15 protein-coding genes are annotated in these 20,655 nt (G+C 75.2%); 4 read left to right on the forward strand and 11 right to left on the reverse strand.

Annotated elements, in window-relative coordinates; translation table 11 throughout:
* The first annotated feature begins 2 nt into the window (after positions 1-2).
* Together ACIQVD_RS12890 and ACIQVD_RS12895 are read left to right on the forward strand one after the other, a co-directional pair.
* Positions 3-1,391, forward strand: coding sequence for an NtaA/DmoA family FMN-dependent monooxygenase (locus tag ACIQVD_RS12890; protein WP_100839084.1), 1,389 nt, complete (start codon positions 3-5; stop codon positions 1,389-1,391).
* Complete coding sequence (locus ACIQVD_RS12895; protein ID WP_402288536.1) at positions 1,388-2,239, forward strand: DUF1684 domain-containing protein; 852 nt, start codon at positions 1,388-1,390, stop codon at positions 2,237-2,239. The genes ACIQVD_RS12890 and ACIQVD_RS12895 overlap by 4 nt, the downstream gene beginning before the upstream one ends.
* A 159-nt stretch (positions 2,240-2,398) precedes the next feature.
* Here the strand turns inward: ACIQVD_RS12895 and ACIQVD_RS12900 are convergent, their stop codons facing one another.
* The 5 genes from ACIQVD_RS12900 to ACIQVD_RS12920 form a co-directional block, all read right to left on the reverse strand.
* On the reverse strand, positions 2,399-2,794 hold the full coding sequence (locus tag ACIQVD_RS12900) for a nuclear transport factor 2 family protein (RefSeq protein WP_402288538.1): 396 nt from the start codon (positions 2,792-2,794) through the stop codon (positions 2,399-2,401).
* Entirely contained in the window at positions 2,791-4,257 is a 1,467-nt protein-coding gene (locus tag ACIQVD_RS12905; protein WP_400684479.1) for an MFS transporter, read from the reverse strand. The genes ACIQVD_RS12900 and ACIQVD_RS12905 overlap by 4 nt, the downstream gene beginning before the upstream one ends.
* 169 nt (positions 4,258-4,426) lie before the next feature.
* On the reverse strand, positions 4,427-5,236 hold the full coding sequence (locus tag ACIQVD_RS12910) for a helix-turn-helix domain-containing protein (RefSeq protein WP_400684476.1): 810 nt from the start codon (positions 5,234-5,236) through the stop codon (positions 4,427-4,429).
* 326 nt (positions 5,237-5,562) lie between these two features.
* On the reverse strand, positions 5,563-7,092 hold the full coding sequence (locus tag ACIQVD_RS12915) for a UDP-N-acetylglucosamine 1-carboxyvinyltransferase (protein WP_400684473.1): 1,530 nt from the start codon (positions 7,090-7,092) through the stop codon (positions 5,563-5,565).
* 256 nt (positions 7,093-7,348) lie between these two features.
* Entirely contained in the window at positions 7,349-8,542 is a 1,194-nt protein-coding gene (locus ACIQVD_RS12920) for an FAD-dependent oxidoreductase (protein WP_402288541.1), read from the reverse strand.
* An 81-nt stretch (positions 8,543-8,623) separates the two neighbouring features.
* Between ACIQVD_RS12920 and ACIQVD_RS12925 the strand changes: the two genes are divergently transcribed.
* A complete protein-coding gene (locus ACIQVD_RS12925; protein ID WP_402288543.1) occupies positions 8,624-9,436 on the forward strand; it encodes a TetR family transcriptional regulator in 813 nt (270 codons plus the stop codon).
* A gap of 4 nt (positions 9,437-9,440) precedes the next feature.
* On the opposite strand, the gene ACIQVD_RS12930 is transcribed toward ACIQVD_RS12925, so the two are convergent.
* Together ACIQVD_RS12930 and ACIQVD_RS12935 are read right to left on the reverse strand one after the other, a co-directional pair.
* On the reverse strand, positions 9,441-10,376 hold the full coding sequence (locus ACIQVD_RS12930; RefSeq protein WP_402288545.1) for a squalene/phytoene synthase family protein: 936 nt from the start codon (positions 10,374-10,376) through the stop codon (positions 9,441-9,443).
* Positions 10,377-10,560: 184 nt separating this feature from the next.
* Positions 10,561-11,697 (reverse strand): NlpC/P60 family protein, encoded by a 1,137-nt coding sequence (locus ACIQVD_RS12935; RefSeq protein ID WP_402288547.1) that lies wholly within the window; start codon positions 11,695-11,697, stop codon positions 10,561-10,563.
* A 218-nt stretch (positions 11,698-11,915) separates the two neighbouring features.
* Between ACIQVD_RS12935 and ACIQVD_RS12940 the strand changes: the two genes are divergently transcribed.
* Positions 11,916-13,073 (forward strand): universal stress protein, encoded by a 1,158-nt coding sequence (locus tag ACIQVD_RS12940; RefSeq protein ID WP_400684460.1) that lies wholly within the window; start codon positions 11,916-11,918, stop codon positions 13,071-13,073.
* Between the two features lie 76 nt (positions 13,074-13,149).
* Here the strand turns inward: ACIQVD_RS12940 and ACIQVD_RS12945 are convergent, their stop codons facing one another.
* The 4 genes from ACIQVD_RS12945 to ACIQVD_RS12960 all read right to left on the reverse strand — a co-directional run bounded on the left by ACIQVD_RS12945 (position 13,150) and on the right by ACIQVD_RS12960 (position 20,353).
* On the reverse strand, positions 13,150-15,315 hold the full coding sequence (locus ACIQVD_RS12945; protein ID WP_402288550.1) for a hypothetical protein: 2,166 nt from the start codon (positions 15,313-15,315) through the stop codon (positions 13,150-13,152).
* A 270-nt stretch (positions 15,316-15,585) separates the two neighbouring features.
* Entirely contained in the window at positions 15,586-15,966 is a 381-nt protein-coding gene (locus tag ACIQVD_RS12950) for a bleomycin resistance protein (RefSeq protein WP_402288552.1), read from the reverse strand.
* 20 nt (positions 15,967-15,986) lie between these two features.
* Positions 15,987-16,484: a hypothetical protein gene (locus ACIQVD_RS12955; protein ID WP_400684452.1), complete on the reverse strand. Its 498-nt coding sequence runs from the start codon at positions 16,482-16,484 to the stop codon at positions 15,987-15,989.
* A 5-nt stretch (positions 16,485-16,489) separates the two neighbouring features.
* Complete coding sequence (locus ACIQVD_RS12960; protein ID WP_402288555.1) at positions 16,490-20,353, reverse strand: DUF6531 domain-containing protein; 3,864 nt, start codon at positions 20,351-20,353, stop codon at positions 16,490-16,492.
* Positions 20,354-20,655 lie beyond the last annotated feature (302 nt).

Consider the following 20,655-nt stretch of genomic DNA (forward strand, 5'->3'; position numbering starts at 1 on the left):
ACATGAGCAACCAGAGCAGCAGCGGCAAGCCGCTCAAGCGGATCCACCTGGCGGCGCACTTCCCGGGCGTGAACAACACCACGGTGTGGAGCGACCCGGCGGCGGGCAGCCAGATCGCGTTCAGCTCCTTCGCGCACCTGGCGCGGACCGCCGAGCGCGCCAAGTTCGACTTCCTGTTCCTGGCCGAGGGCCTGCGGCTGCGCGAGCAGAACGGGCTGATCTACGACCTGGACGTGGTGGGCCGGCCGGACACCTTCACCGTGCTGGCGGCGCTGGCCGCGGTCACCGACCGGCTCGGCCTGGCCGGGACGATCAACTCGACGTTCAACGAACCGTACGAGGTGGCCCGGCAGTTCGCCACCCTGGACCACCTCTCGGCGGGCCGCTCGGCGTGGAACGTGGTGACCTCCTGGGACGCGTTCACCGGCGAGAACTTCCGGCGCGGCGGCTTCCTGCGCGAGGAGGACCGGTACGCCCGGGCCCGGCAGTTCCTGGAGGCGTCCTGGCGGCTGTTCGACTCCTGGCGCGGGGACGAGGTGGTGGCCGATCCGGCGTCCGGGGTGTTCCTGGGCGATCCGGAGGCGGGCCGGTTCGCCTACCGCAGCAGCGAGTTCGACATCGCGGGCCGGTTCGACGTGCCGCGCGCGCCGCAGGGCCGTCCGGTGATCTTCCAGGCCGGCGACTCCGAGCAGGGCCGCGAGTTCGCCGCCGCCTCGGCGGACGCGATCTTCTCCCGGCACGGCACCCTGGAGGCCGGGCAGGCGTTCTACGCGGACGTGAAGGGCCGGCTGGCCCGGCACGGGCGGTCGGCGGACGCGCTGAAGATCCTGCCCGCGGTGACCTTCGTGCTGGGCGCCACCGACGCGGAGGCCCGCGAGAAGGCCGCGCTGGTGCGCCGCCAGCAGGTCAGCGGGCAGACCGCGATCCGGCTGCTGGAGCAGGTGTGGAACCGGGACCTGTCGGACCACGACCCGGAGGGGCCGCTGCCGGAGGTCGACCCGCTGGTCGGCGAGCACACGGTGTCCCGGGGCCGGGCCTCGGTCCGGACCGGCCGGGACCCGCTGGCGGTGGCCCGCGAGTGGCGGGAGCTGGCCGCGGCGAAGAAGCTGTCCATCCGGGACCTGGTGATCGAGGTGTCCGCCCGCCAGTCCTTCGTCGGCACCCCGGCCCGGATCGCCGAGGAGATGAACCGCTTCGTCCAGTCCGACGCCAGCGACGGCTTCATCCTGGCCCCGCACCTGACGCCCGGCGGCCTGGACGAGTTCGCCGACACCGTGGTGCCGCTGCTCCAGGAGCGCGGCGTCTTCCGCACCGAGTACGAGGGCAGCACCCTGCGCGAACACCTCGACCTTCCGCCCGTCCCCGTCCGCACTGCCGAGGAAGCGATATGACGACCACTCAGGAACCGACCACTGCCCAGGACCCCGCCGGCACCGAGGAGTTCACCCGCGAGTGGGAGGAGTGGCACGCCGCCAGCCAGCGCGCCCTCGCCGACCCGCACGGCTTCCTCGCCGTCACCAGCCTGCACTGGCTGGACGCCGAGCCGACCCGCTTCCCGGACGCCCCGGGCGCCTGGTCGACCGGCCCGGACGGGGTGCGGGTCGAGCTGGACGAGGGCGAGGAGCTGCTCCTCGACGGGGAGCCGGTGCGCGGCCGGTACGACTTCGGCGTCCTGCCGGAGCGGGCCAGCCGGTACGCGACGGCGGGCGAGGCGGTGATCGAGGTCGCCAAGCGCGGCGGCCACGACATCGTCCGGCCCCGGCACCCCGACAACCCGCTGCTGCGCGCCTTCACCCGCACCCCGGCCTACGCGCCGGACCCGCACTGGGCGCTGACCGGCCGCTACCTGCCGTTCGAGGAGCCGCGCCCGGTGACGGTCGGCGCGGCCGTGGAGGGCCTGCAGCACGTGTACGACGCGCCGGGCGAGATCGAGTTCACGCTGCCCGACGGCGGCGGCACGCACCGGCTGACCGCGTTCAACGGCTTCCGGCCGGGCAGCTTCCACGTGCTGTTCACCGACGCCACCTCGGGCGTCACCACGTACGCCGCCAACCGCTCGCTGAGCATCGACGAGCCGGACGCGCAGGGCCGGGTCACGGTCGACTTCAACCGGGCCACCAACCTGCCGTGCGCCTACACCGACCTGGCCACCTGCCCGCTGCCGCCCGCCGAGAACCGCCTCCCGGCGGCGGTCGAGGCCGGCGAGCGCATCCCGCTGGAGCGCGGCGGGCAGCCGTGACGCGCCACCGGCGAGGGTGACGCACCGCGGCCGGGCGGAGCGGAAGCGTCCGGCCGCGGCGGACCGCCGGCCCCCGGGGGGGGGATTCCCCTCGGGGGCCGGCGGTCCGTCCGGGCCCGGGCCGTCAGGGTCGGGCCGGGCCCGGCGGTCGGGCCGGGCTCAGCGGTCGATGAACTGGTGGTCGGTCAGGACCAGCCCGGCCGGGTCGAGTCCGAGGAGGTCGGTGCCCGCCGAGACGCACTCGCCGCTCGCCGCCCGCACCATCTCCCAGCGCAGCCGGACCACCCCGTGGTGCCCGTCCGTGCCGGGCAGCAGGCGGAACGCGTGCCCGGTGTCGCGCACCCACGCCGCGTGGGCCAGGGCGATCCGCTCGGTGAGCGCCGCCCGGCCGTCCACCGCCGTCGTCGGGGTGCGGTGCGCGACCGCGGGCGCGAACAGCTCCGCCACGGCGGCGCGGCGCCGGTCCGGGTCGGGCTCGTTCCACAGCCGCACGTAGCGGCGGGCCAGCTCCTCGGGGTCGGGCCCGGCCGCCGCCCCCTGCGTCGGGGCGGTCACCGTTCGGCCGCCTTCCGGCCGGGCAGCGCCTGGACCACCAGGGCGAGCAGCGCGGTGGCGGCCAGCACGTACAGCAGGCAGGCGCGGAACGCGGCGGGGACGGCGTCGGGGCCGGGGGTGTCGGCCAGGACGCGGTAGAAGACCAGGCCGATCAGGGCGACGCCGAGGGCGTTGCCGACCTGGAGGCCGGTGGTCAGCACGCCGCCGGCCGAGCCCGCGCTCGCGGCCGGGACGCGGGCCAGCACGGTGGCGGTCAGCGGGGCGAAGGACAGGCCCATGCCACAGCCGTCCAGCAGCAGGCCGGGCACCAGCCACCAGAGGCTGGTCGTGGTGTCGGCGACGGCCCACAGCTCCAGCAGCAGCCCGGCGGCGCGCAGCACGCAGCCCGCCGTGATGGCGTGCCGGCCGATCCGGGCGGCCAGGTGCCGGGCGGTGGCGGAGGCGGCCACGTAACCGACGCCGAGCACGCTGAACACCAGGCCGGAGGAGATCGGCGCCAGGTGGCGGCCCTGCTGGAGGTAGAGCGCGAACACCAGGAAGTACGAGGCCATCGACGCCCAGAAGATCAGCTGGGCGGCCAGGCCCGCCGTGAAGGCGCGTTCCCGGAACAGGGAGAGGTCGAGCGAGGGCGAGCCGCCGGTCCGGGCCAGTCGGCGCTGCTGGAGGGCGAACGCGGCGAGCAGCGGCGGTCCGGCGGCCAGCAGCAGCCAGGTCCACAGCGGCCAGCCGCGTTCCCGGCCCTCGATCAGCGGCAGGCAGACGGCGGTCAGCGCGGCGGTCGCCAGCAGCAGCCCGAGCAGGTCCGGGCGCGACCGGCCGGGGGCCTTGGACTCCGGGAGCAGCCGGGCCGCGGCGACGGCGGCGGCCAGGCCGATCGGCAGGTTGACCAGGAAGCAGGCCCGCCAGCCCAGGCCCAGCACGTCGGTGCGGATCAGCACGCCGCCGATCAACTGGCCGAACACGGCGGCGATCCCGGCCGCGGCGGCGTACCAGCTCAGCGCCCTGGTGCGGGCCTGGCCCTGGTAGGAGGTGGTGATGATGCCGATCACCTGGGGGGCCATCAGGGCGGCAGCGGCGCCCTGGAGCACCCGTCCGGCGATCAGCAGCTCGGCGGTGGGGGCGGCGCCGGCGGCGGCGGAGGCGGCGGTGAACAGGGTCATGCCCAGCGCGAGGACGCGGCGGCGCCCGTACAGGTCGCCCAGTCGGCCGCCGGTGATCAGGCCGACGCCGTAGGCCAGCGCGTAGGCGGCGACGACGAGTTGGATCTGGGCGTCGGTGGCGTGCAGGTCGAGCCGGATGGCGGGGACGGCGACGTTGACGATGAAGAAGTCGAGCCCGGAGAGGAACACGCCGACCAGGACGATCGGCAGCGTGGCGGGGTGCGGCGCGCCCGGTGGCGCGGCGGCCTGGGCGGGGACGGGGGCGGGGACGGGAGCGGCGGGCACGGTGGTGCTGTCGGTCATGGGAGGGCAGGCTCCTGCGGCTTGCGGGGAAGTGGGAGGCCCGCGCCGCTCCGCCCCGCCGGGGCGGCGGGTGCGGGGCGCGGTACGCGATCCACTCTCCCCGGGGCCGCCGGGCACCTCAACTACCCGCCAGGTAGGTGCCCCCGGGTAGGTGTCCCCGGCCGGGAGTTCAGGAGGAGGGGGGCGGGCCGGTGAGGGCGTTCAGGTGGGCGGCGGTGCGGTCGTCGGCCGGGAAGAAGCTCTCGATGAGCAGTTCGGAGATGGTCACGTCCCGGGCGGTGCCGAAGGTGGCGAGGGTGGCGATGAAGGTCAGCACCCGGTCGCCGCAGCGCAGTTCGAGCGGGACCATGATGTCGTCCGGGCCGGGGACGTCGACCTCGGGCACCGGCTGGTCGCACGGGTAGCCCTGGAGTTCCTCGTACAGCGGGCGGAGCCGTTCGTCGAGCGCCGCGCAGCGGGCGAGCCGGGTGAGCAGTTTGCCGCGCCACTGGCCGAGGTTGACCATCCGGGGGGCCATCCCGTCGGGGTGCAGGACCAGCCGCAGGGCGTTCACCGGCGGTTCCAGCAGGTGGGCGGCGACGCCCTCGGTGAACAGGTCGAACGCGGCGTTGGAGGCGACGATGTCCCACCGGCCGTCGACCGCCAGGGCCGGGTAGGGGTGGTGGCCGCGCAGCACCCGCCGCACCGCCTCCAGGACCGGCCGCATCGCCGGGTCGTCGAGCGGCTTCTCCCGGAACACGGGCGCGTACCCGGCCGCCATCAGCAGCGCGTTGCGCTCCCGCAGCGGCACCTCCAGGTGCTCGGCCAGCCGCAGCACCATCTCGCGGCTGGGCTGCGCGCGTCCGGTCTCCACGAAGCCGACGTGCCGCGCCGAGACGCCCGCCAGGTTGGCCAGTTCCAGCTGGCTGACCCGCCTGCGCCGCCGCCACTGCGCCAGCAGCGGCCCCACCCGGGCCGGTTCCTCCGTGCGCACCGCCATCGGAGCTCCCCCTTCGTCCGCCCCCAATCTACGTCACGCCCCCGGGCCACCGGGTCCGTCCCGCACGCCGTCCCGCACGCCGTCCCGCACGCCGTCCAGCGCCCCGGCGCGGCGGGCGGCCCCGCTCACCGCAGCGCGCGTTCCGGGGCGTCCCGGTGGTCGGAGACCTGTCGGTACGCCCGCTGGACCTCCGCCCCGACCCCGCCGTGAAGGAACCGCTACCGCACTGGTGCGATATCCCGCCGGGGCGGGGCCGGGTACGGAGGCCGGACGCGGCGGCCGGTCCGGCCCCGGGCTCGGCGTCGGACACGGTGCCGGACGCGGCGTCAGATGTCGCGGAAGACCTCGATCTGCGCGCCGACCGAGTTGAGGCGGGCGGCCAGGTCCTCGTAGCCGCGGTTGATCACGTAGACGTTGCGCAGGATGGACGTGCCCTCGGCGGCCAGCATGGCGAGCAGCAGGACCATCGCGGGGCGGAGCGCGGGCGGGCACATCATCTCGGCGGCGCGCCAGCGGGTGGGGCCCTCGACCAGGACCCGGTGCGGGTCCATGAGTTGGACGCTGGCGCCGACCCGGCCGAGTTCGGTGAGGTAGACCGAGCGGTTCTCGTACACCCAGTCGTGGACCAGGGTGGAGCCGTGCGCGCAGGCGGCGATCGCGGCGAAGAACGGCAGGTTGTCGATGTTGATGCCGGGGAACGGCATCGGGTGGATCTTGTCGATCGGCGCGACCAGCTTGGAGGGGCGCACGGTCAGGTCGGTGAGCCGGGTGCGGCCGTTGGCGGCCGGGTACTCGGGGCCGCGCTCGCACTCCAGGCCCATCTCGTCGAGGACGGCGAGCTCGATCTCGATGAACTCGATCGGCACCCGGCGGATGGTCAGTTCGGAGTCGGTGACGACGGCGGCGGTGAGCAGGCTCATCGCCTCCACCGGGTCCTCGGAGGGGGCGTAGTCGACGTCGGCGTCGATGACGGCCTTGCCGTGCACGGTGAGCGTGGTGGTGCCGATGCCCTCGACCTCGACGCCGAGCAGTTCCAGGAAGAAGCACAGGTCCTGGACCATGTAGTTGGCGCTGGCGTTGCGGATGACGGTGGTGCCGGGGTGGCGGGCGGCGGCCAGCAGCACGTTCTCGGTGACGGTGTCGCCGCGTTCGGTGAGCACGATGGGGCGCTGCGGGGAGACGCCGCGGTCGACGCTGGCCCGGTAGCTGCCGGTGGTGGCGTTGACGTGCAGTCCGAACTGGCGCAGCGCCGACAGGTGCGGCTGGACGGTGCGGGTGCCGAGGTCGCAGCCGCCCGCGTAGGGGATCTCGAAGCGGTCGGCGCGGTGCAGCAGCGGGCCGAGGAACATCAGGATGCTGCGGGTGCGCCGGGCGGCCTCCTCGTCCATGCCGGAGAGGTCGAGTTCGGCGGGCGGGGTGATCTCCAGGTCGAGGCCGTCGTTGATCCACCGGTGGCGCACGCCGATGCTGGCGAGGACCTCCAGCAGGCGGTAGACCTCCTCGATCCGGGCGGCGCGGCGCAGGGTGGTGCGGCCGGTGGTCAGCAGGGAGCCGGCGAGCAGCGCGACGCAGGCGTTCTTGCTGGTGCGGACCTCGATGCTGCCGGAGAGGCGGCGTCCGCCGACCACCCGGAGGTTCATCGGGCCGGCCACGCCGAGCGAGACGATCTCGCTGTCGAGCGCCTCGCCGATCCGGGCGACCAGGTCCAGGCCGATGTTCTGGCCGCCCGATTCGATCCGGGCCACCGCGCTCTGGGTGGTGCCGAGGGCCGCGGCCAGTTGGGTCTGCGTCCAGCCCTTGTGGGTACGGGCGGCGCGGACGAGCTTGCCGATGCGGGAGAGGTAGTCTTCGGTCACTGCGCGAACATATCTCACCTGTGCGATATTTCGCATCTCGGCCGCCTGACCCCGGGTCAGCCGCCGAACCGTCCGCCGAACCGCCCGGCGAGACCGGGCCGACCCGGCGGCACAGCTCGAACTCCCGTGCCGACGGCGGCGGTTGGGACGACGTGCCGGTCGACCTGATCCGGCACGCCGAACCGTCCGCCGCTCACCGCCTGCCCGTTTCCCGGACGGCCATGCCCGCACCGGCCCCGAGTCGGACGCCCGCCCCTCAGACTCCCGCCGACTCCCCCGCGTCCGCGTCTGCGCTCTCGCCCTCACCCGCGCCCTCACCCGCGCCCGTGAACATGGCGATCAGGCCGTGCGGGGAGGTCGGACCGAGCATCAGCTCGTGCAGGACGGCGGCGTCGGCGGCCTCGGCGGCGCTGCGCGCGAACATCTCCGCCTCGTGCGCGGCGAGCGCCGTCTCGGGGTCGCCGGGGTGCGCGGCGAGCAGCTGCCCGAGCCGGGCGGCGTCGTACATGGCGAGGTTGGCGCCCTCGCCGGACGGGATCATCAGGTGCGCGGCGTCGCCGATCAGGGTGACGCCGGGGACGCGCTCCCAGCGGTGGTCGGCGGGCAGGGTGTGCAGCGGGCGCAGCACGGGCGGGGTGGCGCCCTCGGTGATCAGGGCGGTGAGTTCGGGCGCCCAGCCGGGGAACTCGGCGGCGATCCGGGCGCTGGCGGCGGCCGGGTCGGTGAAGTCGACGGCGGCGAACCACTCCAGCGGACGGCGCAGCGCCACGTAGGTGTGCAGGACGCCGCCGGCCTCGCGGTGGGCCTGGATGCCCTGGCCGGGGACGAGTGCGAACATCGCGCCGCCACCGACGGCCCGGGCGGTGGCGGGGTGGGCGGTGTCGGCGTCGTGCAGGTAGGTCTCGACGAAGGACGTCCCGGTGTAGGCGGGCCGGGCGTCGGAGAGCAGCGGGCGGACCTTCGACCAGGCGCCGTCCGCGCCGACCAACAGGTCGGTGGTGACGGCGCCGCCGTCGGCGAACTCCACCCGGTGGCGGCCGCCGCCGAGCGCCCGGACGTCCACGACCTTGCGGTCCCAGTGCACGGTGCCGGCGGGCAGCGCGGAGAGCAGCAGGTCGCGCAGGTCGCCACGCTGGACCTCGGGGCGCTGGCCGGTGCCGTCGTCGGGCTGGTCGAGCAGCACGCCGCCGTCGGGGGTCAGGGCCCGGGCGGCCTCCCGTCCGGGCAGTACGAGGGCGCGGAACTGCTCGGTCAACCCGGCTGCGGCGAGGGCGGGTTGGCCGTTGTCGGGGTGGATGTCGAGCATGCCGCCCTGGGCCCGGGCGGTGGGCGAGGTCTCGGCCTCGTACACCTCGGCGGGGATGCCGTGGACGTGCAGGACGCGGGCCAGCAGCAGGCCGCCGAGGCCGGCTCCGACGATGGTGACGGGGGTGTGGGCGGGGGTGTTCACGGCTGCCTCCCGGCGGGGTCGAATGGACTGGAACGCCATTCCATTGTTGGAACGTCGTTCCAGATATGTCAAACTCGACCCATGACCAGCCCGACCCCGCGCTCCCCCCGCCGTACCGCCCGCCGCAGCGACGCGCTCTCCCGCGAGCGCATCGTGGAGACCGCCGTCGAGGTGCTGGACGCGGCGGGCGAGGGCGGGCTGACCTTCCGCGTGCTGACCGAGCGGCTGGCCACCGGCGCGGGCGCGATCTACTGGCACGTCGCCAACAAGGACGAACTGCTGGCCGCCGCGACGGAGGCGGTGGTGGCCCGCGCCCTCCCGCTCGCCCCGGACGACCCGGCCACCCCCGACGGCCCCGCCACGCCGGACGTCGCGGACGGCCCGGCCGCCCCCGACGGCCCGGCTGCTCCGGACGGCCCCGCCGCCGACCGGCCGCGGGAGGGCGTCCACGCCGTCGCGCTGCGCCTGTTCGAGGCCGCCGAGGCGCACCCCTGGCTCTCCGCCCAGATCGCCGCCCAGCTGGCCGGGCGGCCGGGCGGCACCGTCGGCCCGCGGATCTTCGAGGCGCTGGGCCGCCACGTCCGGGCGATGGGCGTGCCCGTCGAGGGCTGGTTCACCGCCGCCTCGGCCCTGATGCACTACATCCTCGGCGCCACCGCGCTGAACGCCGCCAACACCGCCGCCGCCCACGCCCTCGACCCCGGCGTCGACCGCCCCCGGGTGCTCGCCGACGCCGCCAACGCCTGGCAGGGCCTCGACCCCGCCGCCTACTCCTTCACCCGCACCGTCGCCGACCAGCTGCGCGAGCACGACGACCGCGAGCAGTTCCGCTCCGGCCTCGACCTGGTCCTGGCCGGCATCGCCGCCGCCCACCCGCCGACGGCCACCGCCTGACCTCTCAACGCCCTCCGCGCACCCGGCGCACCCGGCGGGTCCGGCGGGCCCGCAGGTACTCGCGGGCCAGCAGCCGCAGCAGGGCGGGCTTGGCGGGGCTCGCGGAGCGGCGCAGCAGGGCGTCGAGGTCGGCCCGGGCCGCGGTGGCGGTGAGCTGCTCGACGCCGACGAGGCAGCGGACCATCGGCCGGTGGGCGGGCGGCACCAGGTCGACGAGCGCACCGCTCGCGGCGCGGTCACGGTCGGCCCGGTCCAGCAGCGCACCGAGCAGGGCCCGGACCGGCCCGGTCGCGGCGCCGCCCGTCAGGTCGGCGCGGGTGACGCCGTACTCGGCCAGGGTCTGCCGCGGGAGGGTGAGGCGGCCGTCGGCGAGGTCCTCGGCGAGGTCGTTGACGAAGTCGAGCCGCTGGCTGGAGTCGATGAACGTCCGGCAGGCGGCGCGGTAGGCGGTCTGGTCGCCGTCCGGGCCGAGCAGCGCGGCGACGACCATGAAGCCGGGCAGCGAGTACCCGTCCAGGTAGGACTGGTAGTCGGCCTCGGTGGCGAAGCCCGCGAAGTCGAGGTCGGCGTCCGCGGCGGCGAGGAAGTCCCGCACCCGTGCGCGCAGCACGGGCCGGGCCTCGGCGCTGTCGAGCAGCGGCCGCAGCTCCGGCCGGTCGGTGCGGCCGGTGTCGAGCGCCGCGGTGACCTCCTCGCGCCAGCGGGTGGACGCGGCCCGGCGGGTGGCGGGCGGCCCGCTGTCCAGCAGGTCGTCGGTGCGGTGCATGAACGCGGTCGCGACGATCACGTGCGGCAGCGTCCCGGGCGGCAGCAGCAGCCCGGCGGCCAGCGCCACCTCCCGCTTGTACGCCACCACCTGCTCGCGCTCCCGCCCGTACGCGGCCCGCAGCGCGGGCTCCCGCACCCCCGCCGCGTCCAGTGCCCGCTCCCAGCCGCCCACCCGTCCCGCCCTCCACTCGTACCGCCCGCCCCTGACCTGCCATCCTGCCAACCCCGGCCGTCCCGCCGGACGGTGGGGCGGCCCCAGCCGGAGCGCGGTCTCCTCGCGGGGCGTCGGGCCGGCGTCCGGCAGGGCCCGGTGCCGTCGGGCCGGGCACGTCGGAGGGGTCCTCGTCGATCTGCCGTCAGGAGGGCGGCGCGGCCTCGGCGGGCGGGGCCGCGGCGGGCGGGGCCGGGGGTGCGGGTTCGGCCGGGGTGCCCGGGTCGGGGCGGACGGCGCCCAGGATGGGGAGCATGGTGACGGGGGCGAGTTTGACCACGGTGCCGGTGTGCGGGGCGTGGACGACGGCTCCGGCGCCCAGGTAGAGCGCGACGTGGCCGGCGTCGCCGTGGTAGATGACCAGGTCGCCGGGGCGCAGGTCGCGCAGGGCGATGTGGCGCAGGGCGGCCCACTGCTGCTGGCTGGTGCGCGGGATCGGGACGCCGGCGGCCTGCCAGGCCTGCGAGGTGAGGCCGGAGCAGTCGAACGCGTCGGGGCCCGCGCCGCCCCACAGGTAGGGCTTGCCGCGCTGGGCGAGGGCGAACTCGACGGCCCGGCGTCCGGCCGCGGACGCCCCGCCGCCGGGGCCCGCGGCGAGGAGTTGGCGGTCCGCGTCGGCGGCGAGGGCGTTCTCGCGCTGTTCCAGCAGGCCGAGTTGCTCGGCGGTGGCGGCGGCCAGCAGCTGTTCGGTGCGGGCGGCGCCCTGCCGGGCCTGGTCCAGGGCCCGTTGGGCCCGGTCGGCGGCGGCGGACGCCGACTGCTCGGCCTGCGCGGCCTGTTCGGAGAGCAGCACCATCCGGTTGCGGGCCTCGCGCAGGTCGCGCAGCACGGCCGCGGCGCTGCGGGTGTCGGACGCGGCGCGCTGCTGCCGGTCGAGGAAGTCCTCGGGCCGGTCGGCGAGGAACAGCCGGGCCAGCGAGCCGAGTCCGCCGCTGCGGTACTGCTCGGCGACCAGCCGGGCGGCCTCCGTCTCGGCCTCGGTGAGCCGTCCGCGCTGCCGGTCGGCCTGCCGGGCGGCGTCCGCCGAGTCCTTCCGGCGCTGCGCCAACTCCCCGGCGGCGGCGGTGTACTGCTGTTCGGCGGCCTCGGCGGCGTGCCGGGCCTCGGCGACGTCCGCGGCCAGCCGGTCGAGCGGCCGGTCCGCCCCGGTGGCCGCTCCGGCCTGGTCGGCGCCGGGCGGTGGGGGTGCGGGGTCGGCGGCGGCCGGGACCGCCGGGACGAACAGGAGCGCTGCCAGCAGCAGGGCCGCGGCCCGCCAGGATCGGGGTGTGGCACGGGACACCGGTGTCCACCGTCCTCGGTCTGATGATCGGAACCACGGTCACTCTGGCACCCGGCCCCGCCCGCCCCGGGGATCTCGCACCCGGGGCCGGGCACGCTCACCCGCGCGGCCCAGCCCCACCCGCACCACCCGTCCCCCGCATGTCCGCCGCTCAGCGGGGTAGCCGACGACCGCCACGGACGGCGGTCGGCCGTCCGGCGCGAGAGGGGACGTGGACCATGACGCAGAAGATCCTGAGCGGCTACGACGGCTCCCCGCAGTCCCGGGCCGCGGTGGAGTGGGCGGCGGCGGAGGCCGTGCGGCGCGAGGCGGAACTGACTCTGCTCCGGGTCTGGCACTGGCTCGGCACCGCCGGGCCGGAGGGCCCGGACGCCGCCCCGCTCCAGCAGGCCGAGCACGACGACCTGGAGACCCTGGCGGCGGACCTGCTGGCCGCCCACCCGGAGCTTTCGGTGTGCACCCAGGCCGCCGCCGGCGACCCCACCGACGCGCTGCTCGAACTCGCCGCCGGCTACGACCTGGTGGTGCTCGGCTCGCACGGCCCGGGCGCCCTGGCCGACATGCTGGGCACCTCGGTGGCCCTCTCGGTCGCCGCCCGGGCCGCCTGCCCGGTGGTCCTGGTCCGGGAGCACCCCGCCGAGGAGAACGCCCTGCAGCCGGTCGGGGACCCGCGTGCGGCGGTGGCCGCGCGCACGGACGCGGACGTACCGGTCGAGCCGGACGCGCGGATGGAGGCCGAGGTGCTGGCGGAGGCCGAGACGCTGACGGCCGCGAGCGCGGGCACGACCGCGCCCGGGCCCGCGACGACGGCCACCGCCACGCTTCCGACGGCCACGGCCACGGCGACGGCCGTGGACACCGACACCGACACCCTCACCGCGGTGGAGGCGCCCGCGATGCCGGGCTCGGGTGCCGCGGTGGACACTCCCACGCGGCTGGGCGGGGCCACGGCCCGGCCGGAGATCGTGGTGGCCCTGGCGGGCGATTCCTCGCTGCCCGCCGTGGAGTTCGCCCTCGCCGAGGCGGCCCGCTCGGGCGCCGTGGTGCGGGCGGTGCACGGCTGGGAGATGGTCCCGCTCTGGGCGGGGGCGCCCGGCTGGCTGCCGCCGGACCCGGACCCGGACCACCGGAGCGCGCAGATCGAGGCCGACCTGACCCGGGCGCTGGCCGGTGCCGCCGCCGCCCACCCGGAGGTCGAACTGCGCGTCGAGGCCCGCCTCGGGGGCGCCGTCGGCGCGGTGGTCGCCGCCGCCGAGCACGCCGACCTGGTGGTGGTCGGCCGCCGCCCGCACCTGCTCGGCAGCGACCTGGGCGCGGTGGCCCACGCGGCCGTCCAGCACAGCACCGCCCCGGTGGCCCTCGTCCCGCACGCCTGACCGGCCCCGCGTCCGCACGGCGGGGGCGGGCGGCGGGCCCTTCGGCCCGCCGCCCGCCCTTCGTTCGACCTAGCCGCTACGGGTAGGCGACCACGTTGACCGGGACGGTCCCGTCCGGGGTGACGCCTCCGGTGTCGTTGATGACGTGGGAGATCGTGCCCTGGTGCCCGAGGGAGACCGTCAGCACGTCGTGGAACTTCACGCCCGCCGTGTTCGGCACCTCGAACGCGTGGTAGGCGTTCACCGCCGGGTTGACGTTGAAGTAGCAGTAGCTGCCCAGCCCCCACGCCTCGTGGCTGGTGACGCCGTTGCCGACCTTGTAGGCGGCGTAGCCGTTCACGCCGGTCGGCGACACCCAGGCGGCCTGGTTGGGCACGTCGTAGGGCATCTCGTTCTGGAAGAAGATCGTCTTCCCGTTCTGGCCGTTCCAGGTGACCTCGTACTTCTGGTAGTGCTCGACGAACAGGCCGGTGGCCAGCACGTTGTTGCCGTTGACGATCAGACCGTTGTCGGCGGTGTTGACGTTCCAGCCGAAGGTGCCGGCCTTGCCGTGGTCGGCGCGCCAGGCCCAGATGTGGTCGATGATCGTGTGGTTGCTGTTGACGATCAGGCTGGTGGTCGCCTTGCCCGCGATCTCGCCGCCGATCCGGAAGAAGACGTCCTGGATGGTGGTCGGGTCGGCGGCGTGGTTGGCCGAGGAGCCGCTCGGGCCGACGGTCAGCAGGGCGGCCGAGTTGGTGGTGCCGGCGTCGAAGAGCAGGCCCTTGAGCCGGACGCCGTCGACGTCGGCGACCTGCATCGCGTTGACGCCGTTGTCGGGGACGAAGGTCGGGTAGCCGATGCCGAGGACCACGGTGTCGGCCCTGGTCACGTTCAGGGTCTGGTTGAGGTGGTAGACCCCGGGGGTGACGAACAGGTTGCAGCCCTGGGAGAGCGCGTTGTTGATGGTCGCGGCGGTGTCGCCGGCCTTGACCACGTAGAACCGGCTCATCGGCAGCGAGCTGCCCGGGGTGCTGCCGGACGCCCAGCTCGGGCCGGTGGCGTTGGTGCGCAGGCTCGGCAGGAACACCCGGTACTTGCCGGAGCCGTCGACGTACAGGTAGGGCACGTCACGGGAGACCGGGGTGGTGGCGAGGGTGGTCTCGGGCGGGTTGGGGAAGGTGTTGGCCGGGGCGCCCTGGACGCCGGAGAAGACCATGTTCCACACGCCGCCGTCCCAGCTGCCGAGGCTGCTGTCGCGGGTGTACCACTGCTGCTGCGAGATCGAGGCGGCCTGGCCGCTGACCTTGGTGTCGGCGACGTAGCCGCCGCTCGCCCAGCCGTAACTGGCCGGGTAGAGCGCCAGGTTGCCGCGCACGTCGATCCGCCGGAACGGGGCGGCCTGGGCGACCGCCCAGCGGTCGGTGCCGCCGCCGGGGTTGATGGCCAGGTTCTCGGCGGAGCGCCAGAAGTTCTGGGTGGCGTTGCCCGCGTCCGAGGCGTTGAAGGCGTCCACCGTGATGTTGCCGTTGATGGTGACGTCGCCGGGGTTCTGGCCCAGGCCCGCCACCGAGGTGTAGAAGCCGACGTTGTCGTTGACGTTGTAGGTGCCGGGCTTGAACAGGTCGGCGACCCGGTTCTCGGAGAACTGGGCGCTCTGGGTGTCCTTCATCTGGTTGAAGTGGGCGTCCAGTTGGGCCTGGATGGTGGCGCTGGACATGCTCGGGTCGTAGACGTGCACGTTGGGCCCGAAGTTCGGGGTGTCGGACTGGGCCGGGCAGGTCCCGCCGGTGCCGCCGGTGGGGCTGCTGCTGGGACTGGCGCTGGCGGTGGGGCTGGGGCTGGGGCTGCTCGCGCCGCCGCCCACGGTGAAGGTGAAGTGCGGGCTGTCGTACTGCGGGCCGCTCTTCTCGTAGGTGAACCAGTACTCCAGGGCGTTGCCCGTGGTGAGCGAGCCGACGGTCCAGCTCCAGGTGCCCGCGCTGTTGGCCATCCGGACGTTCTGCTGGTTGGCGCCGTTGACCAGGTAGTGGACGTCCACGTAGAGCGCGGGCGTGGTCGGGGTGAAGACGATCTTGACCTGCGAGGCGTTCAGCTGGGTGGCGCTCTGGGTGTAGTCGCCCGCGGCGGAGGCGGGGCCGGCGGTGGCGGCCAGGCCGAACAGGGCCGCGAGGGTGAGCGCCACCGCGGCGAGCAGCGCGAGCACCCGGGGGCGGGCGGGCTGCCGGGGGTGGGGGTGGGAGAGGGCGGTCGTCCTTCGCATGGGGGTCCTCTCGTCCGGCTTCGTGAAGTGAACGCCGGGCCGAAGTGGGAGAAGGGGTGGTTTCGCCTTTCTGCTGAACCCGACCGGTTGAGAGCGCTCTCTGGGTTCGTACGGAAGTGTTGAGGGGGTGACGACCCACCGTCAAGTGGCGTGCAGGATTCACCTCTTGAACGGACGGGAACGGCCCCCGGAGCACCGACGGGCGGCCCGGTGCGGCTCGCCGGGCGCGGCTCGCCCCGACCCGGCCCGGCCCGCTCCGCCTCGGCCCGCTCAGCGGGCGAGCGGGGAGCCGACCCGGTGCAGCGTGCCCTCCGGGTCGACGTAGCCGAACTCGCGCAGCCCGTACGGGGTGTCGGCCGGCTCGGTCAGCCGTCCCGGCGGTGTCGCCGCCGCCCACTCGGCGTGCAGCGCGTCCGCGTCCGACACGTACAGGTAGACCACCGCGCCGGTGCGCAGCGGGTCGTGCTCCGGCCACTCGGTCAGGTGGAGCTCCACCGCGCCGCGCGAGACGAAGCCGTACCCGGAACCGTCCCGGTACGGCTCGGTGGTGAACCCGAGGCGGCCGTAGCGCTCCAGGGCGGCGGCCAGGTCGCGGACCGGGACCACCGGGGCGACCCGCTCGAACGCGACGGGGCCGGACGGTGCGGACACGGGTTCCTCCGGGGGGCGGGCTACTCGGCCGCGGGCAGCAGGAAGTCGTAGTAGCCGGGGCGGGCGACCAGGGCGGCCTGGAAGTGGAGCGGTTCGCCGTCGGTGTCCAGCGGGACGTCGTGCCCGGCGGTGCGGGTGAGGCCGAGCGGCAGGTCGGTCACGTAGGCGTGCTGGACCTTGTCGATGACGGTGTGCCCGGCGGCGCGCAGCTCGTCGAGCAACTGCCGGGCGGGGACGGCGAAGACGTCGGTGCCGCCGAGCCGGACGGTGATCCGCTCCGGGCCGGGGCGCGGGGCCCAGACCTCGGCGGCGGTGAGGGTGCGGCCGTCCTCCAGGTGGAAGACGATCTCGAACTGCTCGTGCAGGGCGGTGACCTTCATGTAGGCGAACCGCCCGGCGAGGCCCTCGTCCTTGACCCTGACCCGGCCGAGCGCGGCGGCGGCGGTCTCGAGGTCCTCGGCGGCCATCCCGAGCGGGAAGCCGGTGATGCCCCGGGCCGGTTCGAGGTCGATGTCCATGCCGGTCATTGTAGGAGGCAGGTGCGGATCTTCCAGCCGTTCCCCGCCAGGTACTTCTGGAACTTCCGGTTGCCGGGCAGCGAGTCGACCATGTCCTTGATCGCGGCGTCGTACTTGGTGCCGTGGACGCGGCGGATCTCGTCGATGTCCATCTTCATCGCCTCGTCGAACTTGCCCTGCTGGATCAGGCTCTTCTGGGTGGCGCGCCACTGCTCGCTGGCGGCGGAGGAGCCGGTGCTGATGAAGTCGCGGTGGTCGTCGTACTCCATCCGGATCGCCGGGCCGGTGCTCTCCTTGAGGTCGGGGGTGCCCAGGCCCAGGTAGGTGGCCTTGGCCGGGATGTGGTTGACCTCGTAGCGGGTGGTGTCGCTGCCGTCGGTCCAGTTCGCGGGCGTCAGCTTGCCGTACCAGCCGCCCCAGCCGGAGGGCTGCTTGGGGGCCAGCCCGAGCGGGTCGGTCCAGTACAGCGGGTTGGGGACGTAGCCGTGCGGGTCGGGTCCGGCCTCCTGGCCGAGCGGGTCGGTGCTCAGGTAGCGGCCGGTGGCGGGGTCGTAGTAGCGGAAGTAGTTGTACTCCAGGCCGGATTCGGCGTCGTGGTACTGGCCGGGCCGCCCGAGCGGGCAGTCGGGGGCGCCGTCGGCGGCAGGGTGCCGGAAGCGGCGCCCCCAGACGTTGGTGTCCGCGTGCCAGACGATCCGGCCGTCGGGGTGGACGAGTTCGCTCGGCGCGTCGACCAGGTCGGCGACGATCGCGTGGAACCGCTCGTCGACCGGGTCGCCGTCGGGGCCGGTGATCCGTTCGCGCTGGGCGACGGCCCGCCAGGTGCCGGGCTCCCAGTCCCAGCTGACGGTGCGGGCGGCGCCGTTGGGCAGGACGGTGCGCTGCTCGGCGAGCTGGTTGTCGTCCCAGCTGAACCAGGTCCGTTCGGCGTCGGTGCGGATCCGGCCCCCGGCGTCCAGCAGGTGTTTGGAGGTGCGCCGGCCCAGGACGTCGTAGCCGTAGGCCCAGCGGGTGCCGTCGGGGGCGTCGAGGCCGGTCAGCCGGTTCCGGTCGTCCCAGTGGTAGTGCCACTCGCGGCGCCCGCCGGAGAGGGTGCGCACGGTGCGCCGGACCAGTCGGCCGCGCTCGTCGTGGTCGAAGGCGGTGCGGCCCGCGGTGCGCAGCAGGGAGCCGGTGTAGGCGCGTTCGCCGGCGCAGCCGTCCTGCGGGCGGCGGGTGTCGTGGGCACGGGTGACGGCGCCGAGGGCGTCGTAGGCGTAGCTCTCGTGGGCGTCGTCGGCGGTGACGCGGGTGATCCGTCCGGCGGGGGTGAGGGCGTAGGTGCGGGTGCCGCGGAGGGTGTCGGTGACGGCTTCGGGGAGGCCGTCGGCGCGGTAGCGGTAGCCGCGCCGGTGCAGCGGGGCGGGGGCGCCGTCGGTGCGGGCCCAGAGGGCCTGGCCGGTCAGCCGGCCGGACGGGTCCCAGCTCTGGGTGAGGGCGGCGCCGGAGCCGAGGCGGCTGGTGGTGACCCGGCCCGCCGCGTCGCGGGTGAAGGTGAGTTCCTCCAGCAGGGTGGTGAGCGCGGCGGGGCGGTCGGCCTCGTCCCAGCTCCAGGTGGAGGTGAGGCCGGTGGGGGTGGTGCGGCCGGTGCGGCGGCCGAGCGGGTCGTAGCGGTGGTGGGTGGTGCGGCCGTCGACGTCCTCGGTCAGCACCCGGCCGACCGGGTCGTGGGTGAAGGTCACGGTGGAGCGGCCGTCGGTCAGGACGGCGAGGTGGCCGTGCTCGTCGTAGCCGAGGGTGGTGGTGGTGCCGTCGTGGTCGCGGCGCTCGACGAGCCGGCCGAGCGGGTCGTAGGCGAAGGCGGTGGTGCGCCCGTCCTGGTCGGTGGTGGCGAGGAGTTGGTCGGCGGCGTCCTTGGTGTGGCGCAGGGTGCGGCCGTTGAGGTCGCGTTCGGCCACCAGGTGTCCGGCCGGGTCGTAGTGGTACTCCCAGACCGCCTCGCCGGTGGTCACGGCGGTGAGCCGCAGCTCGGTGTCGTAGCGGAAGGTCTGGACCTCGCCGTCGGCGCGGACCTGCCGCCGCAGGCGTCCGAACGGGCCGGTCTCGAAGCGGACGACGGCTCCGGCGGCGTCGCGCTGCTCGACCGTGTTGCCCTCGGGGTCGTGGCTCCAGGTCTCGGCGGTGCCGTCCGGGTGGCGGCGCTCGGTGACCTGGCCCTCGACCCGGCGGGTGAGCCGGGTGGTGGCGCCGAGCGGGTCGGTGACGGCGGCGACCCGGCCGAACGCGTCGTACTCGACGGTCGCGGTCCGGCCGAGCGGGTCGGTGACGGCGGTGATCAGCCCGGCGGGGTCGGTGGCGATCCGGTGGGTGCGGCCGAGCGGGTCGATCAGCGCGGTCATCCGGCCCTGGCCGTCGTAGGCGTAGCGGGTGACGGCGCCGGCCGCGTCGGTGCGGCCGAGCAGGTTCCCGGCGGCGTCGTAGTCGAAGGCTGCGGTGGTGCGGCCGTTCTCCTCCAGGGCGGCGATCCGGCGCAACCCGGTGTAGCGGACGGTGAGTTCGCTGCCGTCGGGGGCGGTCACCCGGACCGGGTCGCCGTGCTCGTCCAGTCGGAGGCGGACGGTGCGGCCGAGTTCGTCGGTGCGGGCCACCACCCGGCCGTGCTCGTCGTACTCGGTGCCGGTGGCGTGGCCGAGCGGGTCGACGACCCGCACCACCCGGTGCTGCTCGTCGTAGTGGTAGGCGGTGGCGTGGCCGAGGCTGTCGGTGGCGACGGTGACCCGGGCCCGCGGGTCGTGGTGGAACGCCGCGGCGAGGACGCCGTCCTCGCCGGTGCCGGAGACGGCCCGGCCCTCCTCGTCGTAGGTGTACGCGTAGGAGTGGCCGTTGCGGTCGATCCAGGCGGTCATCCGCCCGGCCTCGTCGTACTCGTGGACGTGGGGCAGGCCGGAGGAGTCGACCACCCCGGCGAGGTTGCCGTCCGGGTAGTACTGGAAGCCGACCACGGCGGTGCCGCGCCCGCCGTCGGTGCCGTCGAGCAGCCGCAGGCCCTCGATCCGGACGCCTCCGGGGGTGACCGTGCGGTCGACGGCGACCCGGTAGCCGCAGCTGTGGACGACCTCGCAGGGCACGCCGTCCGGGTCGGGCCGGAACGCGATCCGGTGCCCGTTGCGGTCGCTGATCGCCGAGATCGGGCGGACCTCGCCGATCCGGTACGCCCCGCCGGGGCCGGGGTCGGCGAAGTGCCGCACCAGGCCGGTGCCGGGGTCCTCGATCCGGAAGCCCCCGTCGGCGTCCCAGGTCAGCGGCCAGCGCGCCCCGGCGTCCGGCAGCACCCGGGCCCCGTGGCGCGGCGGCAGCGGGTAGTGCAGGATCTGCGCGTCGTCGCCCGCGTAGTGCACCCCGGTGGCGTCGACCTCCACCCGCTGGTCCAGCGTGGAGGACCAGCCCTGCCCGAACAGCCGGCCCCCGACGTACCCCGACGCGTACGAGCGGCGCAGCACCACCGGCAGCAGCCCGGCCAGCACCAGGTCCCGTTCGGCGGTGACGACCTGGCCCGAGACCACGTCCACCGGGTCGCCGGCGGTGTGGCAGCCGGAGTTCCCGTCCACGGACTGCCCGCGCCGCCCGCCCCGGCCCAGCGGTCCGCTCCCCCGGCCGCGCCCGCCGCCCGGGCGCGGGTGCGGGACGCCGCCCCGCCCCTCGCCGCGCATGATCCGCTCGAGGTCCTCGACGTGCCTGGCCTCGGTCTCGCGGGTGTTCCTCGCGACGGTCCTGAGGTTGTCGCCGGCCTTGCGGTAGAAGTCCTTCAGCGCCTTCCCGGCGTCCTCGGCGAGCGTCCTGCCGAGTTTCTGCGCGCCGTGCTCCAGGGCCTTGACGATCTGGTTGCTCATCCGAAGCTCACCCCGGCCTCCCCGTACGGTGCCCGTACCGCGGCAATCTAACGCGGAACTCCCGCGCCGGGGAGGGGGCTTGGGGCAACCGTGATCCGGCCGGGCAGCGCCGCCCGGCGCACCCGCCGCATCTTGACAGGGTCTTGGCAAGCCAGCAGGATTCCGGCGGATCGTCAGTAAGGTTTGCTGTCCATCGGCTCCCCCGGGTGCGCGGCCCCACCGGACCGCCCCGCCGGACAGCGCCCCGCGCCCCCGTGTCCCCGTGTCCCCGCATCCGCGCTCGCGATCCGGGCCCCCACCAC

This window comes from Kitasatospora sp. NPDC090308 (assembly GCF_044769485.1).
Lineage (GTDB): Bacteria > Actinomycetota > Actinomycetes > Streptomycetales > Streptomycetaceae > Kitasatospora > Kitasatospora fiedleri.